General features: G+C 66.5%; 10 protein-coding genes. All 10 read right to left on the reverse strand.

What is annotated here, in order from left to right; genetic code table 11:
- Positions 1-116 precede the first annotated feature (116 nt).
- Positions 117-500 (reverse strand): VOC family protein, encoded by a 384-nt coding sequence (locus SPHI_RS06150; RefSeq protein WP_076744026.1) that lies wholly within the window; start codon positions 498-500, stop codon positions 117-119.
- A gap of 116 nt (positions 501-616) precedes the next feature.
- Entirely contained in the window at positions 617-3,364 is a 2,748-nt protein-coding gene (locus tag SPHI_RS06155; protein WP_076744027.1) for a [protein-PII] uridylyltransferase, read from the reverse strand.
- A 70-nt stretch (positions 3,365-3,434) separates the two neighbouring features.
- A complete protein-coding gene (locus SPHI_RS06160; protein ID WP_076744028.1) occupies positions 3,435-4,643 on the reverse strand; it encodes an ABC transporter permease in 1,209 nt (402 codons plus the stop codon).
- Positions 4,644-4,781: 138 nt separating this feature from the next.
- The gene (locus tag SPHI_RS06165) at positions 4,782-5,495 is read right to left on the reverse strand and encodes an ABC transporter ATP-binding protein (protein WP_076744029.1); all 714 of its coding nucleotides are present in this window, start codon (positions 5,493-5,495) and stop codon (positions 4,782-4,784) included.
- Between the two features lie 116 nt (positions 5,496-5,611).
- Positions 5,612-6,991, reverse strand: a complete 1,380-nt coding sequence (locus SPHI_RS06170) for an efflux RND transporter periplasmic adaptor subunit (protein ID WP_076744030.1) — start codon at positions 6,989-6,991, stop codon at positions 5,612-5,614.
- A complete protein-coding gene (locus SPHI_RS06175; RefSeq protein ID WP_076744162.1) occupies positions 6,991-8,448 on the reverse strand; it encodes an efflux transporter outer membrane subunit in 1,458 nt (485 codons plus the stop codon). The genes SPHI_RS06170 and SPHI_RS06175 overlap by 1 nt, the downstream gene beginning before the upstream one ends.
- An 85-nt stretch (positions 8,449-8,533) precedes the next feature.
- A complete protein-coding gene (locus SPHI_RS06180; RefSeq protein ID WP_076744031.1) occupies positions 8,534-10,567 on the reverse strand; it encodes an ATP-binding protein in 2,034 nt (677 codons plus the stop codon).
- 111 nt (positions 10,568-10,678) lie between these two features.
- Positions 10,679-11,683, reverse strand: coding sequence for a biotin synthase BioB (gene bioB, locus SPHI_RS06185; RefSeq protein WP_076744032.1), 1,005 nt, complete (start codon positions 11,681-11,683; stop codon positions 10,679-10,681).
- Positions 11,680-12,066: a lysozyme inhibitor LprI family protein gene (locus SPHI_RS06190; RefSeq protein ID WP_076744033.1), complete on the reverse strand. Its 387-nt coding sequence runs from the start codon at positions 12,064-12,066 to the stop codon at positions 11,680-11,682. The genes bioB and SPHI_RS06190 overlap by 4 nt, the downstream gene beginning before the upstream one ends.
- A 64-nt stretch (positions 12,067-12,130) precedes the next feature.
- Positions 12,131-12,922, reverse strand: a complete 792-nt coding sequence (locus tag SPHI_RS06195) for an enoyl-CoA hydratase-related protein (RefSeq protein ID WP_076744034.1) — start codon at positions 12,920-12,922, stop codon at positions 12,131-12,133.
- Positions 12,923-12,974: the final 52 nt, after the last annotated feature.

Here is a 12,974-nt window from a genome sequence, read left to right on the forward strand (position 1 = left end):
AGGAGCGGGTCGTTCACCCGCTCATGACAGTCACCCCGGACTTGATCCTGGGTCCTGCTTCCTCTCGCCGAGGCAGAAGGTTAGCGGGATCCCGGCTCAAGGCCGGGGTGACGTTGTTATGGGAGTGGCGGCTCCCACAATTCGATCGCGTTGCCCTCGGGATCGTGGATGCGCGCGAAGCGGCCCGTCTCGGGCGAATCCCACTCCTTGCGTGTCTCGACCGCAACGCCGGCCTTGGCCAACGTCTCGATCAAACCCGTGAGATCGCTGACACGCAGGTTGATCATGAACGCCTTGTCGGCAGGGAAATAGTCGGTGGTCGCCTTGAACGGGGCGAACACCATTGGACCGCCGGTTACCTGCCAGAACCATTCGTTCGGCTCGCCCGCGCCGGCAGCGTTGCAGCCGGCACCGACGCCGAGATGGTCGCGATACCACGTACTGAGCGCGTCGGGATCACGCGCCCGGAAGAACAGCCCGCCCATTCCGAGTACCGGCATTTCCCTCTCCTTTCGTCATGCCGGGCTAGTCCCGGCATCCAGTCCTCCGCGTCCTCAACACGATAGGAATGTGCGGCAAGGTGAATGACCGGACAAGCCCGGCATAACGGGTGGCGCTAGGCCGCCAGCTCCACCGCCCGCCCCGCGGCGGCATCCAGCAGCCGCTTTTCCAGCGCCTTCAGTCGCGTGCCCGTCGCGATCTTGTCCCCGGTCAGATCGGTGAGGTAGAAAGTATCCACCGCGCGCTCGCCATAGGTGGCGACATGCGCCGAATGGATCGTCACCTTGGACTGAAACAGCGCATGGGCGAGCTGGTTGAGCAGCGCCGGCCGGTCGCGCGCATTCACCTCCACCACGGTAAAGCGGTTCGAAGCCTTGTTGTCGATCAGCACATTGGGTTCGATCCGGAACGCATCGGCGCGGGTGCGCGGCAGCGGCTTGGCCTTGAGGCGCTCGATCAATCTGCCGCGGTTTGCCAGTGCATCCTCGATCGCGGTGCGCAGCCGGGCGAGTTGCTCCGCCTCGTCAAAGGGGCGCCCTACCGGATCCTGGACGAGGAAATTGTCGAGCGCCATGCCGTCGCGCGTGGTGTGGATCCGCGCATCGATGATGTTGCCGCCGGCGACATGGATCGCGCCAGCGATACGGTAGAAGATGCCGGGGTGATCCGCGGCATAGACGGTCACCAGCGTCGCGCCGCGTTGAATATAGACCTGCGCGTCGATCGCCAGTTGCGCATCGCCGACGCCCGCCACGAACCGCGCATTGTGGACAAGCACGTCTTCGGGCTCGGCGATCCAATAGGCTTCGGGCAAGCGGCGCACGAAAGCGGCGAGCTTCCCCTCGTCCCAGTCCAGCGCCGCAGCGAGGCCCTCCTGCTTGGCCGTGATCCGCTCGCCACGTCCGCGCTGCTTGTGGCCGAGCCGAAGAACTTCCTCGCCCGCCTCATAGAGGTCACCGAGCAGCTGGCGCTTCCAGCCGTTCCAGGTGCCCGGCCCGACCGCGCGGATGTCCACAATGGTCAGGATCAGCAGCAAGCGCAGGCGCTCGGCCGATTGCACGATCGCGGTAAAATCAAGGATTGTCTTGAAGTCCGACAGATCCCGCTTGAACGCGGTGGCCGACATGATGAGGTGGTAGCGCACCAGCCACGCCACCGTCTCCGTTTCCGCTCGCGTCAGGCCGAAGCGCGGGCACAGCCGCTCCGCAACCGCGGCGCCGAGGATCGAATGATCGCCCTCGCGGCCCTTGGCAATATCGTGCAGCAGCACCGCGACATAGAGCACCCGGCGCGAGACGATCTGCGAGGAAATTTCGGTGGCAAGAGGATGCTCGGCGGCGAGTTCCCCGCGTTCGATGCGGGCGAGCAGGCCGATGGCGCGGATTGTGTGCTCATCGACGGTGTAATGGTGGTACATGTCGAATTGCATCTGCGCGACGACGCGGCCGAAATCGGGCACGAAGCGGCCGAAGACGCCGGTTTCGTTCATCCAGCGCAGCACCAGCTCGGGATCGCGTGGGCTTGTTAGCACATCGAGGAACAGCGCGTTCGCGCGCGGATCGCGGCGGATGGTGTCGGCGAGCTTGGCGTCACGGGTGGCGGCGCGCATCGCGAGGGGATGTATTTCGACGCCGTGAAGATCCGCCAATGCGAAGATTTCCAGCAATCGTACCGGATCCTCGGCGAAAAACGCATCGTTCGGTAGCGCCAAACGGCCACGATCGAGCAGAAAGCCGTTTAGCTTGCGTGGCTTTCGGCGAAGTTGCGGCAAGCCAAAGCGGCGACCGCGGCCGGCGAACTGATCATCAATATGCGCCAGGAACACGCCAGTCAGCGCGCCGACGGTCTTCGCTTGCAGGAAATAATATTGCATGAACCGCTCGACCGCGGCTTTGCCGGGCCGGTCGGCGTAGCGCATCCGCTCGGCGATCTCGCGCTGCATGTCGAAGGTGAGGCGATCCTCGGCGCGGCCGGCCGCGAGGTGGAGGTGGCAGCGCACCGCCCAGAGAAAATTGTCGGCGCGGTGGAAGAGACGATATTCGTCTGGAGTATAGAGGCCGACATCGACCAGTTGCGCCGCGCGATCGACGTCATAGACATATTTGCCGATCCAGAAGAGCGCGTGGAGATCGCGTAGGCCCCCCTTCCCTTCCTTGACGTTGGGTTCGACGACGTAGCGCGTGTCCCCCATCTTTACGTGGCGCCCGTTGCGTTCGGCGAGCTTGTCGGCGATGAACTGGCGCTCGGTGCCGCTCGTCACTTCCGCCCTGAAACGCGCCATTGCTTCATCGTACAAGGCCTCGTCACCCCAGACGAAGCGGCCTTCGAGCAACGCAGTGCGGATCGTCACGTCGCTTTTCGCCTGGCGCACCATCTCGTCCAGCGAGCGAGAGGAGTGGCCGACCTTCAGCCCCATATCCCACAGACCGTAGAGCATGGATTCGATCACTTGCTCGGCCCATGGGGTCTGCTTCCAAGGCGTGAGAAAGCCGATGTCCACATCCGAGAAGGGCGCCATTTCGCCTCGGCCATAGCCACCGACCGCGACCAGCGTCAGACGTTCGGCGGCGGTGGGATTGCTGAGTGGATAGAGCCGATCGGTGACCAGATCGAACAGCAATTTGAGCAATTGATCCACAAGGAATGCCTGTGCGTTCGCCGCCTCCAGTCCGCGCGACGGACGTTCCGCGAGGCGGCGCGCGATCTCGGCGCGGCCCGCGTCCAGCGCCTCTTTGAGCATCGCGGTAGCGGCGCGGCGAAGCAGGGCGGGATCATTGCCCTCCAGCGCCGTCAAAGAATCGGCAATCGCACGACGATCGATGATCGCGCGGCGGTTGGGCACATTGTCGAAGCGCATGCTCATGCGAAGCAATGTAAGGGGATGGCGGGGCAGCGGCCAATCCCCTCACGCACGCGCCCTTATTCGAGCTCACTTATTCGTGACGAAGCGCGTCGATCGGGTTGAGCGCCGCCGCGCGCCGCGCGGGGAAGAAGCCGAACACCACGCCGATGATCGCGGAGATGGCGAAGGCGACCATGTTGATTGTCGGATCGAACGTCCACGGCACCTGCATCAGCGGCGTGGCGGCAAGGATCACCAGTTGCGCCAGGGCAAGGCCGACGAGGCCGCCGAGCATCGACAGCACCACCGCCTCGACGAGGAATTGCATCAGCACTTCGTTGGCAACCGCGCCGATCGCGAGGCGGATGCCGATCTCTCGCGTGCGCTCCGTCACTGACACCAGCATGATGTTCATGATCCCGATCCCGCCGACGACCAGGCTGATCGCCGCCACCGCCGCGACGATGCGGGTGAGCAGGGTCGTGGTGCCCGTCAGCGTGTCGCTGATCTGCTTTGTGTCGAAGATGTTGAAATCGTCCTGCTTGCCGCCGGCGATGTTGCGGCGTTCGCGCAGTAGGTCGCTGATCGCCGCCTGGACGACGGTAGTGGAATAGGCTTGGTCGACGCCAACCATCATCAGCCGGATGTCCCGGCTGCCGGTGAAGCGGCGCTGGACGGCCTTGATCGGCATCACCACCGTATCGTCCTGATCGCCGCCGAAGCCGGCCTGGCCGCGCGTCGAGAGCACGCCAATCACGTCGCAGCTGATGTTGCCAATGCGCATGCGATGGCCCACCGCCTCGCCGCCGCGGAACAGGTTCTGCCGCACGGTATTGCCAATGATGCACACCGACTTGCCGGCCTGTTCCTCCGCTGGCGTCCAGATGCGGCCCTGCGCGAGCGGCCAAGGCTGAACGGTGAAGATGCCGTTGGTCGTGCCTTGTACGGTGGTCGACCAGTTCGCGCCTTCGTAGATCGCGGTGGCGGTGGTCGACGCCTGTGGGGCAACCGCGGTGACGCCGGCGACCTGCTGTTCGATCGCGGTGACATCCTCCGGATCGAAATCTGGCGGGCGCGGGCCGCCGCCACCGCGGCCGAAGCCCTGGCCGGGGCGGATCTGGAGCACGTTGGTGCCGAGCGCCGAGATTTGCTGCTGCACCGCGCTGGTGGTCGCCTTGCCGAGCGTCACCATCGCCACCACCGCAGCGACGCCGATGACGATGCCGAGGATGGTGAGGAAGGAGCGCAGCAGGTGGCGGCGGATCGAGCGGATCGCGAGGACGAAGACGGTGCCGAACATGTTACTTCCTCGCGCACCGGCCGCTTGCCACCGTCACCCCGGACTTGATCCGGGGTCCCGCTTCTTCGCGGACGGTGACAAGGCAGCGGGACCCCGGATCAAGTCCGGGGTGACGAGTGTATGGGGTGAAGGAGTCGATCATACCGATACCGCCTCCCGTTCGTGATGGTTGGCGTTGATGCGCTCCACCAGCCCGTCTTTGAAGTGGACCACGGTGCGCGCGAAGGCCGCCATATCGGGTTCGTGCGTGACCATCAGCACAGTGATCCCCTCGCGGTTCAGGCCGCTGAGCAATTCCATGATCTCGACCGAGCGTTCCGAATCGAGATTGCCGGTCGGCTCGTCGGCGAGCAGCACGTCGGGGCGGGTGACGATGGCGCGGGCGATGGCGACGCGCTGCTGCTGGCCGCCGGACAGCTCGGCTGGCGTATGGTCCCACCAGTTCGCGAGGCCGACCTTGTCGAGCGCAGCCATGCCGGCATCGCGGCGCGCCTTGCGATCGTCGCCGCGGTAGAGCAGCGGCAGCTCGACATTCTCGAGCGCGCTGGTGCGGCTGAGCAGGTTGAAGCCCTGAAAGACGAAGCCGAGATACTTGCGGCGCAGCAGCGCGCGCTGGTCGCGGTCGAGCGTTTCGACATGGTGGCCGCGGAACAGGAAGGTGCCGCCGGTCGGCACGTCGAGGCAGCCGAGGATGTTCATCGTGGTCGATTTGCCCGAGCCCGAGGGGCCCATGACGGCGATGAAATCGCCCGCGGCGATGTCGAGATCGACGCCCTTTAGCGCCTGGAATGCGGTGGGGCCGGTGCCGAACACCTTGGTGATGTTGCGGAGAGAAATGAGGGGATCAGGCACTGAACCCTCCTTTCTCGTCACCCCGGACTTGATCCGGGGTCCCGCTTCTTCTCCGCCGTTGCGCAAGGCAGCGGGACCCCGGATCAAGTCCGGGGTGACGGGTGGAGAGGCATAGCTTACGCACCACCTGCACCACCCTGCCGCTGGCGGCGCTGGCCGCTCTTGGCCGCCGCGCCTTCTTCGCCCGACAGCTGGCCGGTGATCACTTCCATGCCCGGCTTGAGGCCGCCTGAGAGCACTTCGGTGACGCTGCCGTTGGTGTCGCCGGTGGTGACCTGCACCGCCTGCGGCTGGCCGTCCGCGCCCTTGATGTACAGCGTCTGCTGCGCACCGCGGCCCAGCGTCGCCGTGCGTTCGGGGCGGTCGCCGCGGCGGGGGCGGAAGGTGAGCGAGCCGGCGATGCCGCCGCTCTCGCCGGCACCAGCGGCGGGCGCCGGCTTGAAGCGGAACGCGGCGTTCGGGACGAGCAGCACATTCTTCTTGTCGCTGGTGACAATATCGGCGGTCGCGGTCATGCCGGGGCGCAGCTCCATCGTCGGGTTAGCGACGGTCAGGTCGGCGGCATAGGACACCACCTGGCCGGTGGTGCTGGTCGCGCCGGTCGTGCTGCTGGACGAAGAGCTTGCCGTGCTGGCGGTGAGGTTCGAGCCGAGATCGACGCGGGTGATCGTCGCCGGGAAGGTGCGGCCGGGGAAGGCGTCGACGGTAAAGTCGGCCTTCTGCCCTTCCTTGACCGATCCGACGTCCGCCTCGTCGATCGCCACCTCAAGCTTCATCTTGCTGAGGTCCTCGGCAATGACGAACAGCGTCGGCGTGTTGAACGATGCGGCGACCGTCTGACCGGGATCGACCTGGCGCGCCAGCACCACGCCGTTGACCGGCGAGACGATGATTGCGCGCTGCCGCTGCGTCTGGTTCTGCGACAGATTGGCGCGCGCGGCCTGGACGTTCGCCTCCGCGACGCGCAGCGCGGCCACCGCGCGCTGCGCATTGGCCCGGCCCGTCTGAAGCTCGGTCTTCGACGGCACGCGGCCGTTCGACAGGCGGTACACTTCCTCCAACCGGGCGAGTTGCGCCTGCGCCTCGGACACGGTGGCGCGCGCCTGGTTGACGCTGGCGACATTGGCGGCGAGCTGCGCCTGGCCGGCGCGGATCTGGTCATCGATCTGTTCGGGATCGATCAGCGCCAGCGCCTGCCCCGCCGTGACGCGATCGTTGACGTCAACCACCACGCGGGTGACGAGGCCCGACAGCTGCGAGCCGACCGTCACTTGATTGGTCGGCGCGAGCTTGCCGGTGGCAGAGACGGTAACGGTGAGATCGCCGCGCCGCACCGGCGCGGTGGCGAAGCCCGCCGCCTCCTTCGATCCGAACAGCCGCAGGCCGAGCAGGATCAGCAGCAGCACGCCGACGCCGATCGCGACCCATTTGACCCAGCGCCGCCACGCGGGCTGCGCCTTCACGCCCAGAAATTCGTCGGTGTCTGGGGTCGCCATCAGCGGTTTCCATCCTGATCGGGGGCCTGAGGGGTAGTGGTGGAATCCCAGCCGCCGCCAAGCGCGGTGTAGAGCTGGACGAGAGCGGTGGCGTGGTCGGCACGCGCCTGCGCCGCGCTGTTGCGTGCGGAAAGCAGCGATGCCTCCTGCTGGCTCAAGGTGGTGAAATCGGTGAGGCCGGTGCGGTATTGGCTGCGGCTGAGGATCGCGCTGTTGTTCGCCGCCTCCAGTGCGACACCGAACTCACGCTCGCGTACCTCGGCGGTGTTGAGCGCGACGACGGCATTCTCGATCTCCTCAAGCGCGGTGAGCACGGCCTGCTTGTACGTGGCGAGCGCGGCGTCCGTGGCGGCCTCAGCGCTGCGCACCTGGCTGTTGAGGCGGCCGCCGTTGAAGATCGCTTGGGTCAGCCCGGCGAACAGCCCGCCGGTGACCGTGTCGAGCAGGCCGCCGAGATTGCCGGCGCGGGTATCGATATTGCCGCTGATCGCCAGCGCCGGATAGAGCGCCGCCTTGGCGACGCCGATCTGCGCGGTGGCGGCGGCAAGGCTGCGCTCGGCGGCGCGCACGTCGGGGCGCTGGCGCAGCACGTCGGCAGGGATACCGATGCCTTGTGTCTGCGGCCCGCGCGGGATCGGCTTGGTCGCAGCGAGCAGCGGCTTTAGCGCGCCAGGCGCTTGCGCGGTGAGGACGCCGAGGCGCGACACGGCGGCGTTATATTGCTGCTCGATCTGCGGCACCGATGCGGCGGTCTGGGCGCGCTGCGCCCGCGCCTGTTCCTGATCGAGGCTGGAAACGAGCCCCGCCTGGACGCGGAAGCCGGCGATCTCGAGATTGTCGTCCTGCAGCGCAAGGCTGTCGCGCGCATTGACGAGTTGGAGCTGGTAGAGCCGCGCGAGGACGTAGTTGCGCGCGACCTCCGCCTGCACCGAGAGCAGCACCGTCGCCTGGTCGAAGCCGGACGCCTCATATTGCGCGCGGCTCGCCTCCACCGTGCGGCGCACTTCGCCGAACAGGCCGAGCTGATATTGCGCATCGAGGCCGAGCGAGAAGTTGGAGCCGCCGCCGCCGCCAATGCTCTGCGTGGTGCCATCGGGCAGGGTGATCAGCGTCTGTCCGCCGCGCAGCGTTTCGGATCGGCTGAACCCGCCCGAGCCGTTGAGCGTGGGCAGCAGGCTGGCGCGGCTCTGCAACAGCGCCTCGCGCGCCTGGCGGAGGCGAGCGGTGGCCTGCGCCACGTCGAGATTGGCGGTGGCGGCCTGCTCGACCAGGTCGCCGAGCACCGGATCGTCGAAGCTGCGCCACCAGCGCGTCAGATCGTCGCGCTTGGGGCCGGCCGTGACGGAAAAGGCGTCAGGCACCCCGAGCTCGGCGGTGGTGCGTGGGCGATAGTCCGGCCCGACGGTACAGCCGCCTAGTGCGGCGACGAGGAGGAGCGATGCCCGCATGCGCGTCATGGGGGCGAAATGGCCGGAGGCGATGCGAGGGTCCAGCATTTTAGTGTCGCGAGATGTCGCAGTGGGGGGCTTTGTTCAGGAACGATCATTCCAGCTCGAGCAGGATTTGATCAACGGTGACGCTCTCGCCCGCGGTGACGCGGACGGCAGCGATCGTTCCGTCCTCCTCGGCGCGGACAACATTCTCCATCTTCATCGCCTCAATTACGGCGAGCGACTGGCCAGCCGTCACCGCGTCGCCGGCGCGCACGTCAAGGCGCACGAGCAGGCCGGGCATGGGCGCGCGAATGTGCCTCGCTTCCGCGGCGGAGCCGGGTTCCGTGAGGTGACGGGCGTAAGCCGCGATGCGCGCCGGGAGCACCCGCGCCTCATGGCGCGTGCCACGGGTGCGCAGCACGACGCCGAGCCGCGTGCGCGCGACCTGTACGGCAACGGGTGCGCCGTCGATTGTGGCGCGGATCAGGGTGGCGCCGGGGACGTAATCGTGACCGATCGTGACCGGCGTGCCATCGACGCAGATACTCTTCGCCATCTCGACTGCAAAGTCCCGCGTTCCGATGCTGACCGACCAGGCGGTCGGCGCTGCCCCTCGTGATTGCGTGGCGGTGACGCATGCGGCAAGCGCCGCCAGCCCGCACAGGAACGCGTCCGAAGCGGGGGCGCCGTGGAAGCCGCTTGGATATTCCTCGGCAATAAAGCCGGTGGACAAGTCACCGATGCGGAAGCGCGGGTGCTGCATCAGCGCGGAGAGGAAGTCGATGTTGGTGGCTGGACCTTCGATCTCGAACGCGTCGAGCGCGTCGATCTGCGCGTCAATCGCGACGATGCGGCTGGGCGCCCAGGTGATGAGCTTGGCGATCATCGGGTCGTAAAAGCGGCTGACCTCGCCGCCCTCGGCAACGCCATCATCGACGCGAATTTCTCCCCTCCCGCTTGCGGGAGGGGTCGGGGGAGGGCCTGCCTCAGCGGCGTGCTCGCTTGCGGACACGCCCACCCCTACCCCCTCGCGCAAGCGGGAGGTGGATGGCGGACGATAGCGCACCAGCCTCCCCGTACTCGGCAGGAAGCCGCGGTAAGGGTCTTCGGCATAGACGCGAGTCTCGACCGCCCAGCCATCGAGCCGGACTTCGGCCTGCGTGAACCCAAGCCGCTCGCCGGCGGCGACACGGATCATCTGCTCGACCAAGTCGAGCCCGGTCACCATTTCCGTAACGGGGTGCTCGACCTGAAGCCGCGTGTTCATTTCAAGGAAGTAGAAGCTTTCGCCCGTCGGATCGGCGCCCGAGACGATCAGCTCCATCGTGCCGGCGCTGTGATACCCGACGGAGCGGGCGAGCGCGACCGCCTGCTCGCCCATGGCACGGCGCATGTCGGGGGTGACGAATGGTGACGGCGCTTCCTCCACCACCTTCTGGTGACGTCGCTGGATCGAACATTCGCGTTCGCCGAGGTACACGATGTTGCCGTGCTGGTCGCCGAGCAGCTGGATCTCGATGTGGCGCGGGCTTTCGATAAACTTCTCGATGAAGACGCGGTCGTCGCCAAAGCTCGCCTGGCCTTCGCGGCGGGTGGCGTCAAAGCCTTCGCGCACGTCGCCCTCGTTCCAGGCGAGCCGCATGCCCTTGCCGCCGCCGCCGGCCGCCGCCTTCATCATCACGGGAAAGCCGATCTCGCGCGCAATTCGTAGCGCGTCTTCGGTGTGCTCGATCGCGCCGAGATGACCGGGGACGACATTGACGCCCGCGGCTCGGGCGATTTTCTTCGATTCGATCTTGTCGCCCATCGCAGCGATGGCCGCCGGCGGTGGGCCGATGAAGGCGATACCGGCGGCGGCGCACGCTTCGGCGAAGCTTGCGCGTTCGGAAAGGAAGCCATAGCCGGGATGGATCGCCTCCGCGCCAGTCGCGCGGGCGGCGGCAATTATCGCGTCGGCGTCGAGGTAGCTTTCCGCCGCCGGCGCAGGGCCGATCCGCACCGCCTCGTCAGCCATGGCGACATGCGGCGCGCGCACATCTGCGTCGGAATAGACGGCAACGGTGGCGATGCCCATGCGCCGCGCGGTACGGATCACCCGGCATGCAATCTCGCCGCGGTTAGCGATCAGGATTTTGCGGAACACGTCACCTCCCCTCCCGCTTGCGGGAGGGGGCCGGGGGTGGGCCTGTCCGCTCGCGATGGTCTTCGTTTGAAGATACGCCCACCCCTTACCCCTCCCGCAAGCGGGAGGGACTTAAGCGGCCGCCATCCGCATCGGCTCTGCCGCTTCCATCGGCTTCAGCCCCAACTTGCCGAACAGCGCCGCGTCGGCGCTGTCGCCGCGGTTACCCGCGGTGAGCAGCTTGTCGCCGGTGAAGATCGAATTGGCACCCGCCATGAAACACAGGGCCTGAGTCGCGTCGCTCATCGATTCGCGCCCAGCCGACAGGCGCACCATGCTGAGCGGCATAGTAATGCGCGCCACCGCAACGGTGCGGATGAACTCGATATCGTCGATCTTCGCCATCGGCGTGTCGGCGAGCATGTCGCCCAGAACCGTGCCCTTCACCGGCACAAGAGCGTTGACCGGCACGCTTTCGGGGTGGCGCGGCAGCGTGGCGAGCGCGTGCACAAAGCCGACGCGATCGGCGCGCGTTTCACCCATTCCGACGATGCCGCCGCAGCAGACGTTGATCCCGGCCTCCCGGACATGCTCCAGCGTATCGAGCCGTTCGCCGAAGCTGCGGGTGGTGATGACGTCGCCGTAGCGTTCGGGCGAGGTGTCGATATTGTGATTATAGTAATCGAGCCCAGCGTCGCCGAGCCGCCGTGCTTGGGCTGGGGTGAGCATGCCCAGCGTCATGCACGTTTCCATGCCCATCGCCCGCACGCCTTCAATCATGGCGATGATCGCGTCCATGTCGCGATCCTTGGGATTGCGCCACGCCGCGCCCATGCAGAACCGCTGGCTGCCGGCGTCTTTCGCCTCGGCGGCGCGCTGGAGCACACTGCGCACGTCCATCAGCTTGGTGGCCTTCACACCACTTTCGGCATGGGTGGATTGCGAGCAATAGCCGCAATCCTCCGGGCAGCCGCCGGTCTTGATCGACAGCAAGGTGCAAAGCTGCACCTCACCGGCGGCGTGATGCGCACGGTGCACGCCCTGTGCCTGCCACATCAACTCATCGAACGGCAGATCGAACAGCGCGGCGATCTCGTCTCGCGTCCAATCGTTGCGGGTCCCATCGATACTCGTCATCGGGTCCACATCAGGTCCTTCAATTGCTTGGTCCGTTCCCTGGTCAGGCGTGCAAGGCATTGCCCGCGCACCATCGGCTGCATCGATCCACCGGCGACCTCGCCGCCTTCGATCACGCATTGCTTGTCGCGGAATTGCAGCCAAGCGCGCTGGCTGGCAAGCGTCGCCGCAGCATAGCCCAAGCCGCCGCCGCGCCGGCCGTCCTCCGCATCGCGTTCCTTCATCAGGGCGTAGGTCTGCTTCCATTGCGCGTTGAGCGCATGGTCAGCGCGGCGCAGGTCGGCCCCGGCGCGGGCATTCATCTCCGCCTGCGTCTGGGCAGCGGCTGGCTGGCCGGCGGCGACCATCATGAGCGCAGCGGCGCTGGCAAGAACCTTGATCATCCTGAACTCCATATCCGTCCCGATGCGTCAACGCACCGGCACGGATATGGAGTTCACCGGCGCCTTAGCGGCCCTTGAACACCGGCTTGCGCTTCTCGAGGAAGCTCATGCCGCCCTCGCGCGAATCCTCCGAGCCGCCGGCGAGGCGCTGGCCTTCCGCCTCGGCGCGCAACACCTGATCGAACGTGCCGTCGAGCGCGATCTGGATGTTCTTGCGCATTGCCGACAGTGCGACGGTCGGTCCGGCGGCAAGGCGAGTGGCCATTGCCAGTGCCTCGTCCATCAGTGCGGCATCATCGACCGCCTTGTAGATCAGGCCCCATTGCTCGGCCTGTTCGGCGGAGATCCGCTCGCCCAGCATCATCATCTGCGTGGCGCGCGCTTTGCCGATCGCCTTGGCGAGCAACCAGGTCGAGCCGCCATCGGGAACGAGGCCAATATTGACGAACGCCTGGAGGAAATAAGCGCTCTTGCCCGCGAAGACGAAATCGCCCGACAGGCCCATCGAACAGCCGACGCCCGCCGCCGGGCCGTTGACTGCCGTCACCACCGGCACCGGCAGGTTCATGATCTGGCTCATCAGCGGATTGTAGAAGTTCATCAGCGCGCGGTGGCTGGTGTCGCCGCCCTTGATGCGCGTGTCGCCGCCGCCGCGCGCCTGAAGATCGGCGCCCGAGCAGAACGCCCGGCCAGCACCCGTCAGCAGCACCGCACGGGCGCCCTGAAGATCATAAAGCGCGACCGTGAGATCCTCGGCGAGTTGAATCGATGCCGCGTTCAGCCGCTCAGGGCGGTTGAGCGTGACGACCAGAACGTCGCCCTTCTTCTCGGTCAGGATCGTTTCGTAATCAGCCATTTCGGTCTCTCTCCCTCATTGTCCCGCTCCGGCTTGGAGAAGGGTGATAATG

The organism is Sphingomonas jeddahensis, assembly GCF_001981525.1.
Taxonomy (GTDB): Bacteria; Pseudomonadota; Alphaproteobacteria; order Sphingomonadales; family Sphingomonadaceae; genus Sphingomonas; species Sphingomonas jeddahensis.

Bases quoted from the DNA above. Each gene is read 5' to 3' on its own strand.
- SPHI_RS06170 (WP_076744030.1), bottom strand. From the start codon at position 6,991: ATGGCGACCCCAGACACCGACGAATTTCTGGGCGTGAAGGCGCAGCCC.
- SPHI_RS06160 (WP_076744028.1), bottom strand. From the start codon at position 4,643: ATGTTCGGCACCGTCTTCGTCCTCGCGATCCGCTCGATCCGCCGCCAC.
- SPHI_RS06195 (WP_076744034.1), bottom strand. From the start codon at position 12,922: ATGGCTGATTACGAAACGATCCTGACCGAGAAGAAGGGCGACGTTCTG.
- SPHI_RS06150 (WP_076744026.1), bottom strand. From the start codon at position 500: ATGCCGGTACTCGGAATGGGCGGGCTGTTCTTCCGGGCGCGTGATCCC.
- bioB (WP_076744032.1), bottom strand. From the start codon at position 11,683: ATGACGAGTATCGATGGGACCCGCAACGATTGGACGCGAGACGAGATC.
- SPHI_RS06155 (WP_076744027.1), bottom strand. From the start codon at position 3,364: ATGAGCATGCGCTTCGACAATGTGCCCAACCGCCGCGCGATCATCGAT.
- SPHI_RS06175 (WP_076744162.1), bottom strand. From the start codon at position 8,448: ATGACGCGCATGCGGGCATCGCTCCTCCTCGTCGCCGCACTAGGCGGC.
- SPHI_RS06190 (WP_076744033.1), bottom strand. From the start codon at position 12,066: ATGATCAAGGTTCTTGCCAGCGCCGCTGCGCTCATGATGGTCGCCGCC.